This is a genomic window from Pseudarthrobacter sp. 1C304, from assembly GCF_052245515.1.
Classification (GTDB): Bacteria; Actinomycetota; Actinomycetes; order Actinomycetales; family Micrococcaceae; genus Arthrobacter.
This window is the reverse complement of the sequence record NZ_JBQQCH010000001.1, coordinates 170730-193313: the sequence shown is the minus strand read 5'-3', so window position 1 is coordinate 193313 and position 22584 is coordinate 170730. Positions and strand designations below refer to the sequence as shown.

Annotated in this window: 17 protein-coding genes; 13 read left to right on the top strand and 4 right to left on the bottom strand. The window is 69.7% G+C overall.

The window, feature by feature from the left end; translation table 11 throughout:
- Window positions 1-5: 5 nt before the first annotated feature.
- The gene (locus ACTWQD_RS00925; protein WP_443194332.1) at window positions 6-1475 is read left to right on the top strand and encodes a glycosyltransferase family 87 protein; all 1470 of its coding nucleotides are present in this window, start codon (window positions 6-8) and stop codon (window positions 1473-1475) included.
- Complete coding sequence (locus ACTWQD_RS00920; protein ID WP_443194331.1) at window positions 1468-2913, top strand: phytoene desaturase family protein; 1446 nt, start codon at window positions 1468-1470, stop codon at window positions 2911-2913. The genes ACTWQD_RS00925 and ACTWQD_RS00920 overlap by 8 nt, the downstream gene beginning before the upstream one ends.
- 10 nt (window positions 2914-2923) lie before the next feature.
- Here the strand turns inward: ACTWQD_RS00920 and ACTWQD_RS00915 are convergent, their stop codons facing one another.
- Window positions 2924-3625: an ABC transporter ATP-binding protein gene (locus ACTWQD_RS00915; RefSeq protein ID WP_443194330.1), complete on the bottom strand. Its 702-nt coding sequence runs from the start codon at window positions 3623-3625 to the stop codon at window positions 2924-2926.
- Window positions 3626-3664: 39 nt separating this feature from the next.
- Window positions 3665-4768 carry an ABC transporter permease gene (locus tag ACTWQD_RS00910; protein WP_443194329.1) on the bottom strand — a complete coding sequence of 368 codons (1104 nt, stop codon included), beginning with the start codon at window positions 4766-4768 and terminating at the stop codon, window positions 3665-3667.
- 187 nt (window positions 4769-4955) lie between these two features.
- Here ACTWQD_RS00910 and ACTWQD_RS00905 point away from each other — a divergent pair, with 187 nt between their 5' ends.
- The 4 genes from ACTWQD_RS00905 to ACTWQD_RS00890 all read left to right on the top strand — a co-directional run bounded on the left by ACTWQD_RS00905 (window position 4956) and on the right by ACTWQD_RS00890 (window position 10861).
- Window positions 4956-6344, top strand: a complete 1389-nt coding sequence (locus ACTWQD_RS00905; protein ID WP_443194328.1) for a sensor histidine kinase — start codon at window positions 4956-4958, stop codon at window positions 6342-6344.
- On the top strand, window positions 6341-6997 hold the full coding sequence (locus tag ACTWQD_RS00900; RefSeq protein ID WP_443194327.1) for a response regulator: 657 nt from the start codon (window positions 6341-6343) through the stop codon (window positions 6995-6997). Before ACTWQD_RS00905 ends, ACTWQD_RS00900 begins: the two co-directional genes overlap by 4 nt.
- A gap of 79 nt (window positions 6998-7076) precedes the next feature.
- A complete protein-coding gene (locus ACTWQD_RS00895; protein ID WP_443194326.1) occupies window positions 7077-9071 on the top strand; it encodes a penicillin-binding transpeptidase domain-containing protein in 1995 nt (664 codons plus the stop codon).
- Window positions 9072-9178: 107 nt separating this feature from the next.
- Window positions 9179-10861: an ABC-F family ATP-binding cassette domain-containing protein gene (locus ACTWQD_RS00890; protein WP_443194325.1), complete on the top strand. Its 1683-nt coding sequence runs from the start codon at window positions 9179-9181 to the stop codon at window positions 10859-10861.
- 83 nt (window positions 10862-10944) lie between these two features.
- Here the strand turns inward: ACTWQD_RS00890 and ACTWQD_RS00885 are convergent, their stop codons facing one another.
- Window positions 10945-11637 (bottom strand): GntR family transcriptional regulator, encoded by a 693-nt coding sequence (locus ACTWQD_RS00885; RefSeq protein WP_443194324.1) that lies wholly within the window; start codon window positions 11635-11637, stop codon window positions 10945-10947.
- Between the two features lie 145 nt (window positions 11638-11782).
- Between ACTWQD_RS00885 and ACTWQD_RS00880 the strand changes: the two genes are divergently transcribed.
- The 4 genes from ACTWQD_RS00880 to ACTWQD_RS00865 all read left to right on the top strand — a co-directional run bounded on the left by ACTWQD_RS00880 (window position 11783) and on the right by ACTWQD_RS00865 (window position 18430).
- Window positions 11783-13504: an L-lactate permease gene (locus ACTWQD_RS00880; RefSeq protein WP_443194323.1), complete on the top strand. Its 1722-nt coding sequence runs from the start codon at window positions 11783-11785 to the stop codon at window positions 13502-13504.
- The gene (locus ACTWQD_RS00875; protein WP_443194322.1) at window positions 13504-16329 is read left to right on the top strand and encodes an FAD-binding and (Fe-S)-binding domain-containing protein; all 2826 of its coding nucleotides are present in this window, start codon (window positions 13504-13506) and stop codon (window positions 16327-16329) included. Before ACTWQD_RS00880 ends, ACTWQD_RS00875 begins: the two co-directional genes overlap by 1 nt.
- A 143-nt stretch (window positions 16330-16472) precedes the next feature.
- Entirely contained in the window at window positions 16473-17246 is a 774-nt protein-coding gene (locus tag ACTWQD_RS00870) for a DeoR/GlpR family DNA-binding transcription regulator (protein ID WP_443194321.1), read from the top strand.
- On the top strand, window positions 17243-18430 hold the full coding sequence (locus tag ACTWQD_RS00865; RefSeq protein WP_443194320.1) for an MFS transporter: 1188 nt from the start codon (window positions 17243-17245) through the stop codon (window positions 18428-18430). Before ACTWQD_RS00870 ends, ACTWQD_RS00865 begins: the two co-directional genes overlap by 4 nt.
- Here ACTWQD_RS00865 and ACTWQD_RS00860 read toward each other — a convergent pair.
- The gene (locus ACTWQD_RS00860) at window positions 18366-19079 is read right to left on the bottom strand and encodes a phosphatase PAP2 family protein (RefSeq protein ID WP_443194319.1); all 714 of its coding nucleotides are present in this window, start codon (window positions 19077-19079) and stop codon (window positions 18366-18368) included. The two genes, ACTWQD_RS00865 and ACTWQD_RS00860, sit on opposite strands and share 65 nt — an antisense overlap.
- Before the next feature lie 55 nt (window positions 19080-19134).
- Between ACTWQD_RS00860 and ACTWQD_RS00855 the strand changes: the two genes are divergently transcribed.
- From ACTWQD_RS00855 to ACTWQD_RS00845, 3 genes are all read left to right on the top strand, one after another.
- Window positions 19135-20631, top strand: a complete 1497-nt coding sequence (locus tag ACTWQD_RS00855; RefSeq protein WP_443194318.1) for a bifunctional phosphatase PAP2/diacylglycerol kinase family protein — start codon at window positions 19135-19137, stop codon at window positions 20629-20631.
- Window positions 20632-20762: 131 nt separating this feature from the next.
- The gene (locus tag ACTWQD_RS00850) at window positions 20763-21707 is read left to right on the top strand and encodes an ABC transporter ATP-binding protein (RefSeq protein ID WP_443194317.1); all 945 of its coding nucleotides are present in this window, start codon (window positions 20763-20765) and stop codon (window positions 21705-21707) included.
- Between the two features lie 3 nt (window positions 21708-21710).
- Window positions 21711-22580 (top strand): ABC transporter permease, encoded by an 870-nt coding sequence (locus ACTWQD_RS00845; RefSeq protein ID WP_443194316.1) that lies wholly within the window; start codon window positions 21711-21713, stop codon window positions 22578-22580.
- Window positions 22581-22584 lie beyond the last annotated feature (4 nt).

The following is a 22584-nucleotide window of genomic DNA, read 5'->3' as shown; positions in this document are numbered from 1 at the left end:
GGGGCATGCAGGAGACAAAGCCGCCGGAGCACCGCCGTCGTGTGCGACTGGTCATCCCGAGCCGCAGCGACCCCCTGCTGCGGAACTTCACGGAACTGGTGGGCGGTCCTTTGGGGCGCCGTTCGGCCCCCGGCATCGTTTCCCCCGGCTTTTTCACGGTGGAACGCGTCCTGATCCTGCTGACCGTCCTGGCCGCCGTGACCGGAATAGTCCTCAAGTCCTACTGCCGCGTCAACGGGTGGGAAACGCCGGGCCAGTTCTACGCGACCTGCTACTCGGACTTCCCTGAACTGTTCAAGAACCGGGGCCTCGGGGACGGTGCTTTCCCTTTCATCACGCCGGGGACATTCTTTGAGTATCCCGTCCTCATGGGGTTCATCGCCGGCATCACGGCGTTGCTGGTTCCCGGGGAAGGCGTCTCGGCCGCCCGCATCCTGGCCTACTTCGATCTCAACGCCGCCCTCATCGCCGCCGTCTGGATGGTCACCGTGCTTGCCACGGCGCGGATGGCGCGCCGCCGCATGTGGGACGGGGCCATGGTGGCCGTGGCGCCGGGCATCATTCTCGCCGGAGCCATCAACTGGGACATGTGGGCTGTGGGGCTGCTCGCAGTCGGCATGTACTGCTTCTCCCGCGACAAACTCCTGCTGGCCGGGGTCTTCATCGGCCTGGGCACCGCAACCAAGCTCTACCCCGTGCTGATTCTGGGGGCAGTGCTGCTCCTGGCGCTGCGGACCGCGAAGTTCCGGGCCATCCTCGTCACCGCGGGTGCCGCCGCCGCAGCGTGGCTGGCCGTCAACCTGCCCGTGGCCGCGGCCAACCCCGAGGGCTGGAGATACTTCTACCAGTTCACCGAGGACCGGCCCGCGGGCTACAGCTCGCCCTGGTTTGGCTACAACCTGGTGGCCGGCCGCCTGGGCTGGGCGCCGCTGCAGCCTGAATTCATCAACGGCCTCGCGTTGAACCTCTTTGTGCTCGCCTGTGTGCTGATCGGGGTCCTGGCCCTCACCGCACCGAGGCGGCCCCGGATGGCGCAGCTCGCCTTCCTGATTGTTGCCGCGTTCATCCTGACCAACAAGGTCTACTCCCCCCAGTTCGTCATCTGGTTAATCCCCCTGCTGGCACTGGCCCGGCCGCGCTGGCGGGACTTCCTGGTCTGGCAGACCATCGAGGTGCTGCACTGGGCGGCGGTCTGGATGTACCTCGGGCAGGTGACCAGCGGCGGGGTGGCCCAGCACAATATTGATATGCCCTACTACGTGCTCGCGGTGGTGTTCCACATGATCGCCACCGGTTACCTGATGGTCCGGGTGGCGTGGGACATCTGGGACCCCCGCTATGACGTGGTCCGCCGGCACGGGACGGACGATCCGCAAGGCGGGCCGTTCGACGGCGCACCGGACCGGTTCCGGGTGGACCTGCTCCGCCCTTCGGCCTCCGTGCTGCCATGGCGCAAGGTGCCCGCGGATGCCTGACGTCGCAGTGGTCGGCTCAGGACCGAACGGGCTCGCGGCGGCGGTGACCCTCGCCCGGGCCGGACTGAAGGTGCACGTTTACGAGGCGGCGCCCACCGCCGGCGGCGGGTTGCGCACGGCCGAACTCATGGAGCCCGGGCACTGGCACGATGTCTGCTCGGCGGTGCACCCGATGGCCCTGGCCTCCCCGTTCTTCCGGGAGTTCGAGCTGTCCCGGCGGGTCCGGCTGGAGGTTCCTGAGGTCTCCTACGGCACCCCGCTCGACGGCGGCCGCGCTGCCCTGGCGTACCACTCACTCGAGCGTACGGTCGCGGCGCTGGGGCGCGACGGAGCCGCGTTCGGGCGGCTGATGGCACCCCTGGTCAAGCGCGCGGACGGTGTGGCGGACCTGACGCTGAACCAGCTCCTGCGGATACCGCGCGACCCAGTGGCGGCGGCCCTGTTCGGCGCCCGGGTCCTGGAGCAGGGTTCACCGCTGTGGGGACTGAGATTCCGTGAGGACCTGGCGCCGGCGCTCCTGACCGGCGTCGCCGCGCATGCCGTGGGACGGCTCCCCGCACCGGCCCCGGCCGGCGCCGGCCTCATGCTGGGGATGCTGGCCCACACGGTGGGCTGGCCCGTCCCGGTGGGCGGCTCCGCGGCGATCGCGGAGGCCATGGTGGCGGACATCGAAGCGCACGGCGGGGCGGTGGAGACCGGCGCCCGGATCGGGTCCCTGGCCGAGCTGCCCCCGGTCAGGGCCGCGTTGCTGGACGTGGCCCCGCCCGGACTGGTGGCACTGGCGGAGGGAAGGCTCCCTGACCGGTACCGCAGCGCCCTCGAGGCGTACCGGTTCGGAAATGCGGCTTGCAAGGTCGACTTCATCCTTTCCGGCCCGGTCCCGTGGGCGGCGCCCGGGCTGGCCGACGCCGGAACGGTCCACGTGGGCGGAACCCGCGCGGAGATGGCTGAGGCGGAAAATCTCGTCGCTGGTGGGCGCCATCCGGAACGCCCCTACGTCCTGGTTTCCCAGCCGTCGCGCTTCGACACGGGCCGTGCCCCTGGGGGCCGGAACGTCCTGTGGACCTACTGCCACGTGCCGTCCGGTTCCACCGTGGACATGGCCGGGGCGGTGATCGCCCAACTCGAGCGCTTCGCTCCGGGTTTCCGTGACCTTGTGGTCAGCCACCACGTGACCACCGCCGCCGGCCTGGCGGACTACAACGAGAACTACGTCGGCGGGGACTTCAGTGCGGGCCTCATGGACCTGCAGGGGATGCTCCGCCGGCCCGTGGCCGGTCCGGTCCCCTGGCGGACTCCCCTGCCCGGCGTGTACCTGTGCTCTTCCTCGACCCCGCCGGGCCCGGGAGTGACCGGTATGCCCGGGTACCACGCAGCAAAATATGCCTTGAAGGACATATTCGGCCTGGGGCTGCCCCGGCTCGGGATGGACGGCTAGCCGCCGGTCGTCAGGTCGCCGCGGTGCCGACGGGCTCCCGGGCGGAGAGCCTGCCGTTGCGCATGCTGGCCACAGAGTCCGTCAGGGGCACCAACCCCGTGTCGTGGGTGACCATGACCGTGGCCACCCCGAACTCGTCGGTGACCCGCCGCAGCAGCCCCACGATGGCCGCACTCCGTTCCTGGTCCAGGGCGGCCGTGGGCTCGTCCACCAGGAGAACGGCGGGATCCCCCATCAGGGCCCGGGCGATATTGACCCGCTGACGCTGGCCGCCGGAGAGCTGATGGGGCCGTTTGCCGGCTGCGGGGGCTAGGCCTACGAGGTCCAGGAGCGCGGCGGCGCGGCGGGTGGCCGCCCCGGCCGGTTTGCCGCGCAGGTGGTCCCCGAGGACCAGCTGCTCCAAGGCCGTCAGCGACGGCAGGAGGTTAGGTTGCTGGAAGACGATGCCGATCCTGTCCCGGCGCAGGGTGGTTCGGTCGGCCTCGGACAGCTCCCCGGCAGCCACCCCTCCGACCAGCACGATGCCTGCAGTGGGGCTGATAAGGGTGGCGGCGACGGCCAGCAGGGACGACTTCCCGGATCCCGAGGGGCCGACGAGGGACAGGAATTCCCCCGGTCCGATGCTGAGGTTGACGGCGTCGAGTGCCTTGAGGGTGCTGTCGCCATCGGGGTATTCGAGGGTGACATCGACGAGTTCCAGTGCGGTGTTCACAGTATGTGCCTTTCGAGGAATATTCGGGTGGGAGACGGGCTAGCTGCCGCCAAGAGCCAGGAGCGGATCAACCTTGGTAATGCTCCGGACCGCCAGTGCCGCCCCGGCGAGGCCCAGGACCACGACGCCTGCCACGGGGACCAGGGTGGTTTGGGCTGTCAGCAGGAACGGGACGGCCCCGGCGGCAAGGGCCCCGCCGGCCGCCCCGGCCGCCCCTCCGGCCGCGGCCCCCGCGAGGAGTACAACGGCGGCCTGCACCATGGCGTCCCTGAGGATGTAGCCGGAGGAACCGCCGAGGGCCTTGAGGACGGCGACGTCACGGGTGCGCTGCACGGTCCACACCGTCAGGAAGGCCACGATGACCAGGGCGGAGATCCCGTACAGGAACGCCTGCATCAGGAGGAGGGAACCGTTTTCGCTTTTATAGGAACCCAGGGCCTGGAACGAGCCGTCCCGGGTGGTGCTGGTGGTTCCTGCCGCCGAGTCGGCGGCATCGACGTCGGGCCCGGCGCCCTCCTCGGCGGTGACGGCGATGACCGTCGCTGCGGCGTTACCGCCGGGAAGGTGCGCCAGCTTCCGCCAGTCGCCGAGGGTGGTCCAGACAACGCCGGTGTGGGCGTACCACTGGTCCGGTACGACGGCGGACACGGTGAGACCGGTGCCGCCCACGGCGGCGCGGCTGCCGGGCTGCAGGTCGAGTTCCCGGGCCAGGGTGCTTCCGATCACCACCGTGCCCTCGGCCACCGGGACGGGGGACAGCATGCCGGCAGCGCTGCCCTCGCTCCCGAAGACGGCGACGCTGGCTGTCCCGGACGGGGCTCCGCCGGCGCCAAGGGCCTGGAACCTGCCCTGGCTGATGCCCAGCAGCCCGGCATGGGCAACGCCTTCGCGTGAGGCCCACTCCGTCAGTTGCCCGCGGCTGACTTCCGATTCGGTGAAGGACGCCTTGGCGGTGTCCCCGGCGGGGGCGCCGAAGACAATCCGGTCTGCCGGCAGTGCGGCGAGGGCCGACGTCGACTGGTTTCCCAGGCCCGCGGTGAGGCCCGAGAGCAGCACCAGGAGCAGGGTGATGAGCGCGACGACTCCGCCCATGAGGAGAAAGCGTCCTTTGGCGAAGCGGAGATCGCGGAGAGCGAGGTACATGGGGGTCCTTTTCGAGGCGAAGATGGCTGTGTTTCCAGCTTTCCGCGGCCCTGCCGTCCGGACATCGCCCGCGGGGTTGGCCGTGCCGGCCCGGGCGGTTGAGCCGGGCATCAACCAAAAGGTTGATCGTGACCGGGCGGCGGGGATTTCGGGTCAGACCCGCCCGCTCCGGCACTACGCTGAAGGGATGGACGGAAGGGCTCGCACAGCACCGGCAAGGGCGGCCACGGCCGGCACCACCGATGCCGCCGTGATTCTGCGCATCCTCCGCGTGTGCCTGCACAGCGGTTTCGCCGTCCTTCTGCTGGTCGCTGTGGTGCGGCTCGTGGGAGCAGGCCTCGAGGGTACGGACTGGATCGCCGCGTGCCTTGCGCTGGTCCTCGCCGGCGTCTACGTCCTGGGCACTGTTCTCGAGAAACGGCACTCCACGGACCCGTCGCAGTTCGATCCCCGGCCCTACTCACAGCTGTGGCTGGGCGCTGTCTGCCTGCTGTGGCTGCTGCTGATCTGGGCCAGCGCCGACTTCGTGTGGCTGGCGTTCCCGATCTTCTTCCTGCAACTGCACGTGCTGCCGCGGCGGCTGGCGCTGCCGGCGATCGCCCTGAGTACGGTGCTGGTGGTGGTGGCGCTATGGTTTCACAACGCCGGGGACGCCGGAGGTGCGCTGGAATTGCCGATGGTCCTGGGACCGATGTTCGGCGCGGCGTTTGCCGTGGTGACCGGGCTGGCGTACCGGGCGCTCTATCTGGAGGCGGAAAACCAGCGGCTCGCCGCCGAGGAGCTCCGCCGCACCCGCGCCGAACTTGCCCGCAGCCAGCACGACGCCGGCACGCTGGCGGAACGGGCCCGGCTGGCCCGCGAAATCCACGACACCCTGGCCCAGGGTTTTTCCAGCATTGTGCTGATGGGCCGCTCGGCGGAGAAGGCCCTCGACGGCGGGGACACGGCCGCGGCGCGCGACCGGCTCCGCACCGTCCAGGAAACCGCTGCGGCCAACCTGGCCGAGGCCCGGAACTTCGTCCGGGCCCTCCAGCCGCCGGACCTCTCGGAAAACGCTGGGAATCCTGCGGCGGCAGCCCCGGGGGACCCCCTCGTCAACAGCCTGCGCCGGCTCTGCGGGAAGACCGAAACCGAGGCAGCCGCCCGCGGAACCCGCCTGCGGTGCCGCTTCGACCTGGAGGGGATCCCTGTAGACCTGCCCAACCCGTACCGCACCACCCTCCTGCGGGCCGCCCAGGCAAGCCTTGCGAACGTGTGGGTGCACGCCCAAGCGGAGACCGCCGTCGTGACCCTGTCCTTCCTGGGCAGCGAAGTGGCGATGGACATCTACGACGACGGTACCGGCTTTGACCCCGCGGCGGCCGTCGATCGCGCCGGACGGCCCGACGGCTCCGGGTACGGGCTGAGATCGCTCCGGGAACGCGTGGCGGCGCTGGCCGGCAGCCTGGACATCGAATCGGCGCCCGGCGAGGGAACGGTGGTGGCCATCCGGCTGCCGCTTGCGAACTCCCCCGTTGGGACTCCCCCTGCTGGGACCTCCGCTGCTGGGACTTCCGCTGCCAGGGAGGAACCGTGAACGACATCCGCGTCCTCCTGGTCGATGACCACCCGGTGGTCCGCGCCGGGCTGCGGGCCATGCTGAGCGACTTCGAGGGCATCACCGTGGCCGCGGAGGCGGCCGACGGCGGCGCGGCCCTGGCCGAGCTGTCCCGGTTGCATACCCTCGGCGAGCCGGCCGACGTCGTGCTGATGGACCTGCAGATGGGTACAGGCATGGACGGCGTCACGGCGACCGGCAGGATCAAGGCGGGTGACGCCGGGCAGCCCGCCCCGCCGGTGCTCATCCTCACCACCTACGATTCCGACGCCGACATCCTCGCCGCGGTGGAAGCGGGGGCCAGCGGCTACATGCTCAAGGACGCGCCGCCGGAGCAGATCCGGCAGGCAGTGCTTTCCGCCGCGGCCGGCCAGACCGCCCTGGCGCCCGAGGTGGCCGCCAGGCTGCTGGGCCGCATCCGCAACCCGGAACCGGCCCTGTCCGCACGCGAGATCCAGCTGCTGGAACTGCTCGCCACCGGCCTGGGCAACCGGGCCATCGCCAAGAAGCTGTTCATCTCGGAGGCCACGGTCAAAACGCACCTGGTGCACATTTACGGCAAGCTCGGGGTGGACAACCGCACCGCCGCCATTTCCGTGGCCACGCAACGCAGGATCATCCGGCGCTTCTGAACCCATTTGCCGGCCCGGCGCCGGCCTGCGGATCTTCATGACAGCTGTTTTGTCCGCGGCAGGGGGCATAATGGCGCGAATGGGGAAATCATCAAAACTTTCAGTTGCCCTGGTGGGGCTCATTCTTTGCGCCTCGCTGGTGTCCTGCGACGACGGTCGCACAGGCGCTCAGGACGCGGCGAAGCAGCTGGCATCCGCTGTGGCAGCGCTCGACGTCGGCTCCGTCGCCTTTGACGGCAAGGACGCCGGAGCGGCCAACGAGCAGCTCACGGAGGTCTTCAAGGCCCTGGACCCGGTCAAACCCGCCGTGGAGAGCGGAGAGCTGACGCTTGAGAAGGACACCGCCACGGTCCCGCTGAAGTACAGCTGGAAGATCGGTTCCGGCGAGTGGACGTACACCACTACCGCCACACTCAAGAAGTCCGGCGACCAGTGGCTGGCCGTCTGGAACGCGGCCACGCTGGTTCCCGGGCTGGCCGAGGGGGAAGTCCTCAGCACCCTGTCCCAGTCCCCGGCGCGGGCGGACATCCTGGGTGCCGGCGACGCCGAGCTGGTCACCTACCGGCCGGTGGTGAACGTTGGCATCGACAAGCCGCTGCTGGCATCGGCCGATCCGGCGGCGTCCGCCACGCAGCTCGCCGAACTGGTGGGCGTTGACCCCGCAGCGTACGTCCAGCAGGTCCAGGCCGCAGGCCCGGAGGCCTTTGTTACCGCCATCACCCTGCGCGAGGACGGCCGGACCATCTCCGACAACCAGATCGGCGAGATTCCAGGCGCCCGCGCGATCGGCGATTACCTTCCCCTGGCTCCCACCCGCACCTTTGCCCGCGCCCTGCTGGGCACCGCCGCCGAGGCGAACGCCGAACAGATCGAGAAATCCGGCGGGGCGCTTCAAACCGGGGACACCACGGGCAGCGGCGGGCTCCAGCAGCAATACGATGCGCAGCTGCGCGGCAGCAACGGCACCCAGGTCTTCGCCGAAAAGGCCGGCCTCACCGCCGAAGAGCGGCAGGCGCTGGTCAACGGCGGACGCCGGCTCCTGTTCGAGGCCGCCATGAAAGTGGGCACTCCGCTCAGGACCACCCTGGACCCCAACGTCCAGCAGCTGGCCGAGGACGTCCTGGCGAAGGTGGGCCCGGCGTCGGCCATTGTGGCGCTCCGCCCGTCCAGCGGCGCCGTCCTGGCCGCCGCCTCGGGGCCGGGCAGCAACGGCTACGACACCGCGCTGCTGGGGCAGTACGCCCCCGGGTCTATTTTCAAGATCGTGGATTCCCTGGCCATGATCCGCAACGGCATGTCCCCGGATTCCACGGTGGAGTGCCCCGCCACCCTGACCGTCGACGGGCGGACCTTCAAGAACGCCGAGGGTTACCCGGCGTCGTCGCTGGGCTCCGTGACGCTGCGGGACGCGTTCGCGCACTCCTGCAACACGGCATTCATCAACGCCCGCGACGCCGTCAGCCAGGCCCAGCTGGAGTCCGCGGCCACGTCCCTGGGTGTCGCCGTGGAGGCCCCGGCGCTGGGGGCCAGCGCGTTCCTGGGTTCGGTCCCCGGCGATGCCACCGGCACCGAACACGCCGCCTCGATGATCGGCCAGGGGAAGGTGCTGATGTCCCCGCTGGCCGCCGCCGTCATGGCCGGCTCGGTGGCCAAGGGTTCGCCGGTGTCCCCGCAGCTGGTGCTGAACCCCGGCGCCGACGAGTCTGCGGCAGCAGGTGGGGCGGCCACCCCCTCGGCTTCGGCGCCCTCTGCCGCGCCGTCCGGGTCGACGGCGCCGCCCGCGCCGGCAGCCGCCGCCACCCCGGTCACGGCAGCGGAGGCATCCGCGCTGGCGGACATGATGCGGGCCGTGGTGACGTCCGGCCATACCGGTTTCCTCGCGTCAGTCCCGGGCGCCCCTGTGGCGGCCAAGACCGGAACAGCGGAGTTCGGCAGCGACAACCCGCCCAAGACCCACGCCTGGATTGTGGCCGTGCACGGCGACCTTGCCGTCGCCGTCTTTGTCGAGGAGGGCGGGCTCGGCGCCACCGTCTCCGGCCCGCTGCTGAAGGAATTCCTCACCCGCGCCGGCTGACCCGACGCTCCCGCACGTCCTGCACGGAACCGGCCGACGCTTCCGCACCTCGTGCGGGCAACCGGCGCCCACCAGGACTCCGGCCCGGCCGTGGGAAGATTGAAGGCGTGGCTCATATTGACGTTTCCAATATCGATTACTTCCTTTCCGACGGCACCCAGCTGCTTAACGGCGTGACCTTCAAGGTCCCCGACGGCACCAAAACAGCGCTGATCGGGCCCAACGGAACCGGCAAGACCACACTGTTCCGGATCATCGCCGGGGACCTCATTGCCGACGAGGGCGTCATCGGCCGGTCCGGCAACATGGGCATCATGCGGCAGTTTGTCGGCCAGGTCCGGGACGAATCCACCGTCCGCGACCTCCTCGTCTCCGCCGCGCCGCCCGCCCTCGCCGCCGCCGCCCGCGCCGTCGACGAAGCGGAACTGGCCATGCTGGAGCACGACGACGAGCCCACCCAGATGGCCTACGCCCAGGCGATCGTGGACTGGGGCGACGCCGGCGGATACGACGTCGAAACCGTCTGGGACGAGGTCTGCATGGCCGCCCTCGGCCTGCCCTTTGACCGCGCGCAGCACCGGCCGGCGTCGAGCCTGTCCGGCGGCGAGCAGAAGCGCCTGGTGCTCGAGGCGCTCTTCTCCGGCCCCGACGAGTTGCTGCTCCTGGACGAGCCGGACAACTACCTTGACGTTCCGGGCAAGCGCTGGCTCGAGGCGAAACTCAACGAGTCGAAGAAAACCGTGTTCTTCATCAGCCACGACCGCGAACTGCTGAACAACGCCGCGGGCCGCATCGTCACCCTGGAGCCAGGCATCAACGGCGCCGGCGCCTGGGTCCACGGCGGCGGATTCGGCTCTTACGTGGACGCCCGCGCGGACCGGAACGCCCGCTTCGAGGAACTCCGCAAGCGCTGGGACGAGGAGCACGTCAAGCTCAAGGAACTCGTCAACATGTACAAGAACAAGGCCGCGTTCCGTTCCGACATGGCCAACCGGTACCACGCCGCCCAGACGCGCCTGGCGAAGTTCCTCGAAGCCGGCCCGCCCGAGGCGCTGCCGATCGAGCAGAACGTGCAGATGCGGCTCAAGGGCGGACGGACCGCCAAACGCGCTGTGGTGGCCGAGAAGCTGGAGCTCACCGGGCTGATGAAGCCCTTCTCCACGGAGGTCTGGTTCGGCGACCGCGTCGGCGTGCTCGGCTCCAACGGCTCCGGCAAGAGCCACTTCCTGCGCCTGCTGGCCACCGGCGGCACGGATCCGGAACGCGAGCACCTTCCCGTCTCCGACGTCGACATCGCCGAGGTCCCGCACGAGGGCACCGTGAAACTCGGCGCGCGCATCCGGCCCGGCTTCTTCGCCCAGACCCACGTCCGGCCCGACCTGCTGGGCAAAACCCTGCTGGAGATCCTGCACCGCGGCGACGAGCACCGCTCGGGGCTCGCGCGCGAGGCCGCCGCCGGTGCCCTGGACGGCTACGGCCTCGCCGGGCAGTCCGAGCAGAAGTACGAATCCCTCTCCGGCGGGCAGCAGGCCCGGTTCCAGATCCTCCTGCTGCAGCTCTCCGGGGCCACCCTGCTGCTGCTCGACGAGCCCACGGACAACCTGGACCTGCACTCGGCCGAGGCGCTGGAACGCGCCATCGACCACTTCGAGGGGACCGTCTTGGCCGTCACCCACGACCGCTGGTTTGCCCGGACCTTCGACCGGTTCCTGGTGTTCGGCTCGGACGGCAGGGTCTACGAATCAGCCGAACCCGTCTGGGACGAAAAGCGCGTCGAGCGCGCCCGCTGACCAACGCCCAACGCGGGGCCACTTCACGCCCATCCCTGAGGGTTTTATGGGCGCGGAGTGACCCCGCGTTGGGGTCGGGGTGGTTACGGTGGCAGCAGCCCGGACGGGTGTTCGGCCTCCGGGCCGGCGGTTCCACCCATGGCTGCGACCAGCCGCTCCCGGGCACGCCCCAGGTGTTCGTCGAGCAGCTGGGCGGCGGACTCACCCTGGCCGGCTTCGATCAGCTCGAGGATTTTCTGGTGTTCGGCCTGGATCAGTGCCGTGTCCAGCAGCTGCAGCGACTGGATCCGGACCATGCAGAGCCGGACCTCGCCCACCAGTGAGCGGTACATCCGGCTGATGCGCTCATTTCCCACGGCATCGATCAGGCTGGTGTGGAACCGCATGTCCGGTTCGACGACGTCGAGCGGGGCGCCGGTCTGCACCGCCGCAATGTCGCGGTTGGCCTGCACCGCCGCCGCCGGCACGTCCCTGGTGCCTGCGAGCCGGCGCAGCACTTCGCTTTCCAGGTACGCGCGGGCCAGGTAAATGTCGCGCACAGACTCCGGGCCAAGCTCCACTACACGGGCCGTTTTGTGGGTCCCCCGGTCCAGCAGCCCCTCGGCCACCAGTTTTTCGATTGCGGCTTTCGCCGTGGGCCGCGCCACGTCGTAGGAGGAGGCGACCTCCGACTCCGTCAGGGCGTTCCCCGGGCCCAGCTCGCCGGCGAAGATCCTGCTCCGCAGATCCGTTGCGACCGCGTCCACAATCGAGACTGCTGCAATGCGCCCGGCCACCGGAGCTCCCTTCCCGCTACGAGTTCTTTTGTGCACTCCCAATCTTGCCAGACAAGGCAACAAAGCACTCTTGACGATCATGTGTACTTGTAAGACAATCGTAGGGCGCCACGGAGTTGTGACGCCTCACACAATCTGGAGACACATGTTTCAGCAGATCCTCGACCCCATCGCCGGGTCCCTCGTGATTTCAGCGCTCTGCGCGGCGCTTCCGCTCGTTCTGCTTTTCGTCCTGTTGGGCGTCTTTAAAGTCAGGGCACCCATTGCCGCCCTGGCCGGGCTGGCGCTGTCGCTGGTGCTGGCCGTCGTCGGCTGGCAGATGCCGGTCAACCAGGCGCTGAGCGCCACCGCAGCAGGCATGTTCTACGGCCTGTTTCCGATCCTGTGGATCCTGGTCAATGCACTGTGGATCTACCGTCTCACCGTGGCCACCCCGTGGTTCGAGGTCCTGGGCCGCACCATCCGCTCCATTTCGAACGACCTGCGGATCCTGTCCATCCTCATTGCCTTCTGCTTTGGCGCGCTGCTGGAGTCGCTGGCCGGCTTCGGCGCACCGGTGGCGATCTCCGCGGCCATGCTGATGGCTGCCGGCATGAAGCCACTGAAGTCCGCCGTGGTCTCGCTGCTGGCCAACACCGCTCCGGTGGCCTTCGGCGCGATGGCCGCGCCCATCATTGCCCTGAACGGTGTCACCGGCCTGCCGCTGCATGACCTGTCCTCGATGGCAGGGCGCCAGACGCCGTTCATCGCCCTGATCGTTCCGCTGCTGCTGGTGTTCATCGTGGACGGCCGGCGCGGCGTGCGGCAGACCTGGCCGGTGGCCGTGGTGGCCGGCGTCGCCTTCGGTGCGGCCCAGTTCGTCACCTCCAACTACTTTGCCGTGGAACTCACCGACGTGGTTGCCGCCGTCGTGACGGTGGCCGCCGTGCTGCTGATGCTGAAGGTCTGGCAGCCGCGCGAAATCGTCGGAATGGAGCAGGCGCCGGAGGACGCGCGGGTCGCCGTGGCCAGCGGTGCCGGCGCCGGCGGCACCTCCGCCGGGAACACAGCCGCCGGCACCACCGCCGGTTCCGCCGGCACCGGGAACACCGCAGCCGAAGCCACCGCGGCCGACGTCCGGCCGGCACCCCGCCAGATCTGGATGGCGATCGCTCCCTACCTGATCATCATTGCCGTGTTCTCGGTGGCCCAGCTTCCCGCCGTCAAGACCTGGCTGGGCCAGGTGGGCAGCGTGACGTTCGCCTGGCCCGGCCTGGACATCACCGATGCCGCCGGAAAGCCGGTGGCCGCCACCAAGTTCAAGCTCGACCACCTCAAAGCGACCGGCACCCTGCTGCTGTTCTCGGGCCTGCTCACCATGGTGCTGTACAAGGTCACCGCGTCACAGGGCCTGCGCATCTACCGCGACACCCTGGTGCAGCTGCGCTGGACCATCGTTACCGTCACCGCGGTCCTGGGCCTGTCCTTCGTCATGAACCTTTCGGGACAGACCACCACCCTGGGCTTCGCGCTGGCCTCCGCTGGCGGGTTCTTCGCCATCCTCTCGCCCCTGATCGGCTGGATCGGCGTCGCCCTGACCGGCTCCGACACGTCCTCCAACTCCCTGTTCGGCCAGATGCAGGCCACCGCGGCCGAGCAAACGGGCCTGTCACCGGTGCTGATGGCTGCCTCCAACTCCTCCGCCGGCGTCATGGGCAAGATGCTCTCTGTGCAGAACCTGGCCGTGGCCGCCGCCGCCGTCGGGCTCGACGGCGCGGAAGGGACGCTGTTCCGCAAGCTGATCGGCTGGAGCCTGGGCCTCCTGGCGCTCATCACGGTGCTGATCTTCCTGCAGTCCACCCCCGTGCTCGGCTGGATGGTGCCCTGATGGCCCCCCTGGACCTCGGAGCGCTCCGGGACGCGGTGCAGCACCCCGCCCAGGTGAAAACCCGGGCCATCGACCTGCACGCCAACGCCCACGATGCCTCGCATTTCCTCCTGATCCCGCAGGCCGTGGTCACGGCCGGGAACGCCGCAGAGGTGGGCGGCCTGCTGCGCGCCAGCGCCGCCCAGGGCGTGCCGCTGACCTTCCGCTCCGGCGGAACCAGCCTCAGCGGCCAGGCCGTCACCGACGGCGTGCTGGTGGACGTCCGCCGGAACTTCAGGGACATCGAGGTGCTCGACGGCGGCGCGCGGGTCCGCGTGCAGCCCGGCGTCACTGTGCGGGCCCTCAACGCCAGGCTCGCCCGCTACGGACGGAAGTTCGGCCCCGACCCGGCGAGCGAGGCGGCATGCACCATCGGCGGCGTGGTTGCCAACAACTCCTCCGGTATGAACTGCGGCACCGTGGACAACACCTACCGCACCCTGGAATCGCTGACCGTGGTGCTGCCCTCCGGCACGGTGATCGACACCGGAGCGGCCGATGCCGACCGGAAACTCCGGGCCCTTGAGCCGGAGCTCTACGAAGGGCTGGACCGGCTGGCCGGCCGGGTGCGGAACAACCCGGATTCCGTGCACCGGATCCGCCAGCAGTTCTCGATGAAAAACACCATGGGCTACGGCCTGAACTCCCTGCTGGACTTCCAGTCCCCGGTGGACATCATGGCCCACCTCATCGTCGGCAGCGAAGGCACCCTGGGGTTCGTGGCCGAAGCGGTGTTCCGCACCATCCCCCGGATCCCGCACGCGGCCGCGGGGCTGCTGGTGTTCCAGGACCTCGAGGCCGCCAACGCGGCCCTCCCGGCCCTGGTGGAAACAGGGGCCGCCACCGTCGAGCTGATGGACGCGCTGTCGCTCACGGTGGGACAGACACTCAAGGGAACCCCCGCCGTCGTCCGGGACCTGGCGGTCCGGGACCACGCGGCCCTGCTCGTGGAATACTCCGCCGGCAGCGCCGGGGACCTGGCGGAACTCCAGGAGCACGGCGAGGGCCTCCTCCCCGGCCTCGGCCTGTCGGCCCCCGCCCGGTTCACCGGCGACGCCCGGGAACGAGGCCAGCTCTGGCAGCTGCGCAAGGGCCTCTACGCCTCGGTCGCCGGGGCACGGCCCCAGGGGACCACCGCGCTGCTGGAAGACATTGTGGTTCCGGTCCCGGTACTGGGCCGCACCTGCCGGGAACTGATCCGGCTCTTCGACAAATACAGCTACAGCAACAGCGTGATCTTTGGTCACGCCAAGGACGGCAACGTCCACTTCATGCTCACCGACGGCTTTGCCACCGCGGCCGAACTGGACCGCTACAGCGCCTTCACCGAAGACATGGTGGACCTGGTCCTCGCCGAGGGCGGATCGCTGAAAGCCGAGCACGGGACCGGGCGGGTCATGGCCCCCTACGTCCGCCGGCAGTACGGCGATGAGCTCTACGACGTCATGCGCAGCATCAAGAAGCTCTTCGATCCCGCCGCAATCCTCAACCCCGGCGTCCTGATGGACGAGGATCCGCAGGCGCACCTGCGGCACATCAAGACGGCGCCGCCCGTCGCCGAAGAAGTGGACCGCTGCGTCTCCTGCGGCTACTGCGAACCCGTCTGCCCCAGCAAGGACATCACGCTCACCCCGCGGCAGCGGATTGTCACGCTGCGCGCCATCGAAGCGGCGCGGCTGGCCGGCGACACCGCGCTGGTCAAGGAACTGGAAAAGGACTACGACTACGAGTCCGTGGACACCTGCGCCGTGGACGGAATGTGCCAGACCGCCTGCCCGGTGGACATCAACACCGGATCCCTGGTGAAACGGCTGCGGAAGGCCGACGCAGGTCCGCTCGCCAACGGTGCCTGGAATGCGGCCGCCAAACACTGGGACGGCGTCACCCGCGGTGCGTCGCTGGCGCTGACGGTTGTCGACCGTATCCCGCCCGCCGCCGTCGCGCTGCCCAACAAGGCCGCCCGGGCGGTGCTCGGGGCAGACACGGTGCCGCTGTATTCGGCCGAGCTGCCGGGCGGCGGGACCGCGCGGAAGCGTCCGGCGCCGGCCGGCGAGGTCGACGCGGTCTACTTCCCGGCCTGCGTTGGAACCATGTTCGGGCCCGCCGGAGCAGGCCAGGGCGCCGAAGGGCGCGGCATTCAATACAGCTTTGAACAGCTGTGCGCCCGGGCCGGGCTGACCCTTCTGGTGCCGGATGGCATCGACAGCCTGTGCTGCGGCACCCCCTGGTCCTCCAAGGGCATGGCCGCCGGCCAGGAGACCATGCGGGAGAAGACCCTGGCCGCGCTCCGGACGGCAACCCGGGACGGCGAGCTGCCCATTGTCTGCGACGCGTCCTCCTGCACCGAAGGCCTGCGCCAGACCGTGGAGTCGGACGTTCCCGCCGCCGGCCGGCGTGCCCTGCGGATCGTGGACGCCGTGGACTTCGCCGCCGAGAAGGTCCTGCCCCGGCTGCCCGGGCACGCGAAGCTCGAGTCCCTGGCCCTGCACCCCACCTGCTCCTCCACGCGGATGGGCCTCAACGACGCCCTGAGTGCGGTGGCGGGCGCCGTCGCCGAGCGGGTGGAGGTGCCGGAAAACTGGGGCTGCTGCGCGTTTGCCGGTGACCGGGGCATGCTGCACCCGGAGCTGACAGCCTCGGCCACCGCCAAACAGGCGGCGGAGGTCAACGAGATGGGTGCCGCCGCGCATGCCTCGTGCAACCGCACCTGCGAACTCGGCATGACCCGGGCCACAGGAGCGCAGTACCGCCACGTGCTGGAGCTGCTGGAGGAAGTCACCCGCTAGAGGCGGACGCTCCCTCAGCTTCGGCACGTTTTCCGCCAACCCTCCCCCTCCGGTGGGGGAGGGTTGGCGTTTTCCCTGCGCAATGTGAGGGAGCGTTTCGGTATCACAATGATCAAATAATCATGATGCGTTAGCATTTGAACATGAATACTGACGAGCGGCACCGCCGTATCGGCGAGATCCTGCGGGTCCGGGAGCATGTGACGGTCGATGACCTCATCGCCGAGTGCGGCGCCTCGGGGGCCACCATCCGCCGTGACCTCGACGTGCTGGAGCTGCACGGCGTCCTCCGCCGGGTCCACGGGGGTGCCCGGAGCCTTGTGCTCCGCGGCGAAAACCCCGAGTACGGCCAGCGGGAACTCGAGGACCACGCTGTTAAGGTCCGGATCGCGGCGGGTGTCGCCGGTCTGCTCAAGGACCGGAGCCACGTCTGGCTGGACAGCGGCACCACGGCCACCGAGGTGGCCCGCCAGCTGGAGCAGCGGGACCTGACCCTCATGCCCATGTCCCTTCGGGCTGTCAACGTTATCTCCGGCGGCGGAGCCGCCGCCGGCCGCCGGCCCGACCTGATCCTTCCCGGCGGGAGCCTCATCCGCGGGGAGCTGTCGTTCCGCGGGCCCATGGCGGAATCCAACATCCGTTCGCTGCGCTTTGACACCGCCGTGGTGACGCCGTGCGCGCTGAATCTCCGCGACGGACTCCTGGCCCACGACCTCGACGATGCCGCCGTCAAACGTGCCGGCCTGGAATCGGCGGCACGCGTGGTGGTCGCCTGCTCGGGGACCAAATGGAACGCCAGTGCCGTCGCGCTGGTGGCCTCCCTCGACGCCGTGGATGTCCTCGTCACCGACACACGGTTCAGCCCTGAAGAACTCGGCCAGCTCGCCCAACACTCGGTGGAAGTAGTGAACGTATGACCAAAACAGCAACCCGCCCGCAGCTCAACGCGGCCGCCGCGGCGACATTCCTGATTTTCGGCATCAACGGGCTGGTGTTCGCCAGCTGGGCCGCCCGGATCCCTGCGGTAACGGAGATCCTGGATATTTCCTCGGGGCAGATGGGAACCCTGCTGCTGTGCGTGGCAGCCGGCTCCCTGATTGCCCTGCCCACCGCCGGCCACGTGGTGGGACGGATCGGGACCGCCAACGCCGTGCGGGCGGCCGGCCTCGTCGCCGCGTGCGCCGGCGCCGGCGTGGCACTGGCGCTGCTGGCGGAATCCGTCCCGGGCACCGCGATCGCCCTCTTCTTCTTCGGGATGGGCATCGGGCTCTGGGACGTCTCCCAGAACATCGAAGGCGCCGACGTCGAACACCAGCTGGGGCGCACCATCATGCCGCAGTTCCACGCCGCCTTCAGCGGAGGCGCCTTCCTCGGCGCCCTGATCGGCGCGGGCCTGGCGGGGCTTGGCGTCGGACTCCCGGCCCACCTGCTGGTGATCGCGGTGATCGTCGCGGTGCTCACCCTGACCGCACCGCGCTACTTCCTCCCCCACGCCCCGGCGCAGGCGCCGGCCGCCGGGGAGACGGCCGAACCGAAGGGACGCTCGGCCTGGCGGGACGGGCGGACGCTGCTGATCGGCGTTGTGGTGCTGGGCGCGACACTGACCGAAGGCGCCGGCAACGACTGGATCGCCAAAGCCGCCGTGGACGGCCTGGACGCGAGCGAGACCACGGGCGCGCTGCTGTTCGCGGCCTTTGTCCTCGCGATGACGGCGGTGCGCTTCTTCGGCGGCCGGGCCATCGACGCCTACGGCCGGGTGGCCGTGCTCCGCGCCAGCATGGCCGCGGCCGCCGTCGGGCTGGGGCTGTTCGTGCTGGCCGGTGACCTCTGGCTGGCGACGGCCGGCGCGGTCCTTTGGGGGGCGGGGGCCGCCCTCGCGTTCCCGATGGGCATGTCCGCCGCGGCGGACGACCCCAAGCACGCCGCGGCCCGCGTATCGGTGGTCTCCACCATCGGGTACGTCGCCTTTCTGGCCGGCCCGCCGCTGCTGGGCTACCTCGGGGACCTGGTGGGTATCCGGGTTGCCCTGCTGGCGATCATGATTCCGATTCTTGGTGCATTGCTGCTCGCCGGCGCCGCGAAGCCCTTGCGCGCCACGTAAGCAGCCGGCGGGCATCGCCGTTCTCCTGGATGCACAGGTCCTGGTAGAACAGCCAGAGCAGCAGCGCCACCGGCACGGCCAGGCACACGCTGCCGACGGTGTCCATCAGCCAGTGGGCCGAGAGGTACGTGCGGCTGACCATCATGGCCAGCACGCCGATCCCGGCCAGCACCCAGACCCAGGCGCGCCCCACGAGCAAGGCCACCACCACCAGGAGTACCGCCGTGCTGGCTACATGCCCCGAGGGGAATGAACCGGTATCCGTCAGGACCACCGTGTTGTCCGGCCGGCCCCGGAAGATGCCGGCTTTGAGAATTTGGGTGAAAACCAGGACGGCGACGCCGGCAGCAGTGGCGAAGGCGGCTGCCTGCGGCCGCCTCCTGAGCAGCAGCGCGACGACCAGCAGTCCGTGCAGCACTAAAGCGCCCCGGTAGCCGGCAATATTGAGGAACGCATTGATCCCGTCCCAGAACGGGTTGCGCATCGACGTGATCCAGCGGGCCCAGTCCTCGTCCAGGCCCTGAAACGGCGGCAGCCTGACGTCCGCCACCAGAAGTCCCGCCAGCACGACGCCCAGCGTAAGCAACACTGTGCTGACCGTCAGGACGCGTCCGGGCGGCAATCGCTGCGGGTCCAGCACTCTGGTCATCGCCCCATCCTAGCCAATCCGGGTCTCCCCGCCGCGTCGGCAGTATGGTGGCAGGATGCGAAGCCTGCTGCGAAAAGCACCGCGCCGGTTCAGCCGGCTCGACCGGCGGCTGGTGCGCGCCCTGTCCCGGGTTCCCGGCGGCAGCCACGACGACTTCTTCCGGCGGTTGTCCGCCGCGGCGAACAAGGGCAAGCTCTGGTTCGGCATCGCCGCCGTCATGGCGCTGTTCCCCGGCCGGACCCGGCGGGCCGCGCTCCACGGCGTGCTGGCCCAGGCCGTCGCCTCCGCGGTCACGAACCTCGGGTTCAAGGCCCTGCTGCCGAGGGCGCGGCCCCTGCCGGAGCACCTGCCGGCCTTCCGCTTTGTCCATCCCCAGCCCACCAGCTCCTCCATGCCCTCGGGCCACTCCGCCTCCGCGGTGGCATTCGCCCTCGGCGCCGGGCTGGTGCGGCCGGGGATCGGGGCCGCGCTGGCCCCCCTCGCGGCCGGCGTCGCCTACTCGCGTGTCCACACCGGGGCGCACTGGCCCTCGGATGTGTTCTTCGGCTCGGCGATCGGCGCGGGCGCTGCCATGGTCACGCGGAAGTGGTGGCCGGTGCGGCCGCCGTTTCCCGAGGTGCGGCGGACTGCCGTGAAGGCTCCGGAGCTTCCGGAGGGTGACGGCCTGGGCATCGTGGTCAACACACTGGGCGGCTCCTATGCCGCGGAGACCGCAGCCGCCCTGGGAAAAGTATTCCCTAAGGCGTATATAAAGGAAGTCGACCCGGAGGGGAACCTCACAGAGGTGATCGCCCGTGTTGCCACCCGCCCCGGGATCAAGGCCTTGGGTGTCTGGGGCGGGGACGGGACGGTGGGAACGGCTGCCGCGGCCGCCGTCGAACATTCCCTCCCGCTCCTGGTCCTGCCCGGCGGGACACTGAACCACTTTGCCCGGGACGCGGGGACTCCCACGCTCGCGGCCGCCGTCCAGGCCGCGGCCAACGGCGAAGCGGCCCGGGCGGATGTCGGCATGGTGTCCGTGGAGCGCGGACTCCCCGAGGACCCCGAGCGGCTGCACCTGACCATGCTCAACACGGCCAGCATCGGCCTCTACCCCAATCTGGTGCGGCGGCGCGAACTGCTGCAGCCGGCCCTCGGCAAACCTCTGGCCGGGGTGGTGGCGATGTTCCGGACGTTCGCCTCGGGAACACCCACCACCCTGACCGTCAACGGCGTGCGGCACAAAGTCTGGATCCTGTACATCGGCCGCGGCCGGTACTACCCCCGCGACCACGCCCCGCTGGTCCGCCCGGTCCTCGACGACGGACTGTTCGACCTGCGGCTGATCACCGCGGACGAATCCTTTGCCCGGCTCCGGCTGCTGTGGGCCGTGCTGACCGGAACTGTCGCCACCTCCAGAATCACCCACCTCAGCGAGAGCAGCAGCATCCGGGTGGAACCGGGCAACTCAACCATGGTGCTGGCGGTGGACGGGGAGGCTATGCCGGGGGTCCGCGGCGTGGAGTTCTCGGTCCTGCCGGGCGCCCTGACCTACTATTCGCCGGCCGCCTGACGGCGGCTCCGTCATCCTCCCGGATGACCCTGATTCGACCCTGAATCATCCCTGAGACCGGCGAAACCGGCCGCCCGGCTCGGTAGGTTGGGAAGTACACAACCCCCACTGCCAAGCAAAGGAACGCTTCCATGATCGAAGCACGAGGCCTGACCAAGGTGTACGGCGAAAGAACCGCCGTTGCCGGAGTCAACTTCACTGTCGAAGCCGGCCGGGTCACCGGCTTCCTGGGTCCGAACGGGGCCGGCAAATCCACCACCATGCGCATGATCATGGGACTGGACCGGCCGACGTCGGGCACTGTCACCGTCAACGGCACACCCTTTGCCCGGCACGCGGCGCCGCTGCGCGACGTCGGCGCGCTGCTCGATGCCAAGGCCGTCCACACCAGCCGCTCGGCCTACAACCACCTGCTGGCCATGGCCGCCACGCACAGCATCCCCAAGAAGCGTGTGCACGAGGTCATCGAGATGACGGGCCTGGCCGATGTGGCCAAGAAAAAGGTCGGCGGGTTCTCGCTCGGCATGGGGCAGCGCCTCGGCATCGCGGCGGCGCTTCTCGGCGATCCGCAGACCGTCATCCTGGACGAGCCCGTCAACGGCCTGGACCCGGAAGGCGTGGTCTGGGTCCGCAACCTCGTCAAGTACCTGGCCTCCGAGGGGCGCACGGTGTTCCTCTCCAGCCACCTGATGAGCGAGATGGCCGTCACTGCGGACCACCTGATCGTGATCGGACGCGGCCGGATCATCGCCGATGCGCCGATCCAGGACATCATCAACGGCAAGGGCCGGATCCGCACCCGCGTCCGCACCGACCAGCCCGACCAGCTGATGCGCCTGCTCGCCGGGGACGGCGTGTCCGTGGAACTCCAGGACCACGAGCTGCTTGAGGTCACCGGGCTGGACCCGCGCCGGATCGCCCGCGCCGCGCTGGACAGCCACGTCATGCTCTACGAACTCACCCCGCTCCAGGCCAGCCTTGAGGAGGCCTACATGGAACTGACCAAGGATGAGGTCGAATACCACTCGCTGATCACCACGGGCGATGCCGCCCCCGCCCAGTCCGGAGGCCACTAAGCCATGAGCTCCACCGCCCTTGACCCCTCCCGCCGCGGCACCCCCGGCCCTGCGGGCACCAGCACCGGCCCCGGACCGAGTTTCCCGCGGGTGCTGCACTCGGAATTCATCAAGTTCCGCACCCTTCTGTCCACCCTGATCCTGCTCGGCTCCACGGTCCTGGTGGTGATCGGCTTCGGCGCCCTGTCGGCGTGGGGCACGGGGCAGTTTGCCGAGGCCGCGCTCAGCGACCCGGAAGCGGCCGCCGCGTTCGCCTCCCAGGGCGGGGACCTCGCCGTCGGCGTCCCCACCTCCGGCATCGCGTTCGCCCAGCTGATCCTCGGCTCGCTCGGGGTGCTGCTGATGAGTTCCGAGTTCACCACCGGCATGGCCCGCTCCACCTTCGCGGCCGTCCCCCAGCGGATCCCGGCGTTCGCCGCCAAGCTGCTGGTGGTCATGGTGACGGCGTTTACCCTCACCGCAGCCTCCGTGTACCTGGCGGGCCTGGTGTCGCTGCCCATCCTGGAGAACTACGACCTCAAACTGGATCTGGCCAGCTCCCAGTCGGTGAAGCTGCTGGTGGTCAACAGCTTCTACGTCGCCGCCGTTGCCGCCATCGGCATGGCCCTGGGCGCGCTGCTGCGCAACTCCGCAGGCGGCATCATGAGCCTCGTGGGGCTGTTCTTCGTGGCGCCCATCGCTTTCCAGCTCATCCCGGGCGACTTCTTCGTCGAGGCACGCAAGTACCTGCCGGGGAACACCGTGGAACCGATGACCGCCGTGGAGCACCTCCCCGACACGCTGGAAGCCTGGCAGGCCGCCCTGGTGCTGGGCGCCTGGGTGGTCATCCCGGTGGTCCTCGCCGCCGTGCTGCTGAAACGGCGGGACGTCTAGGGAA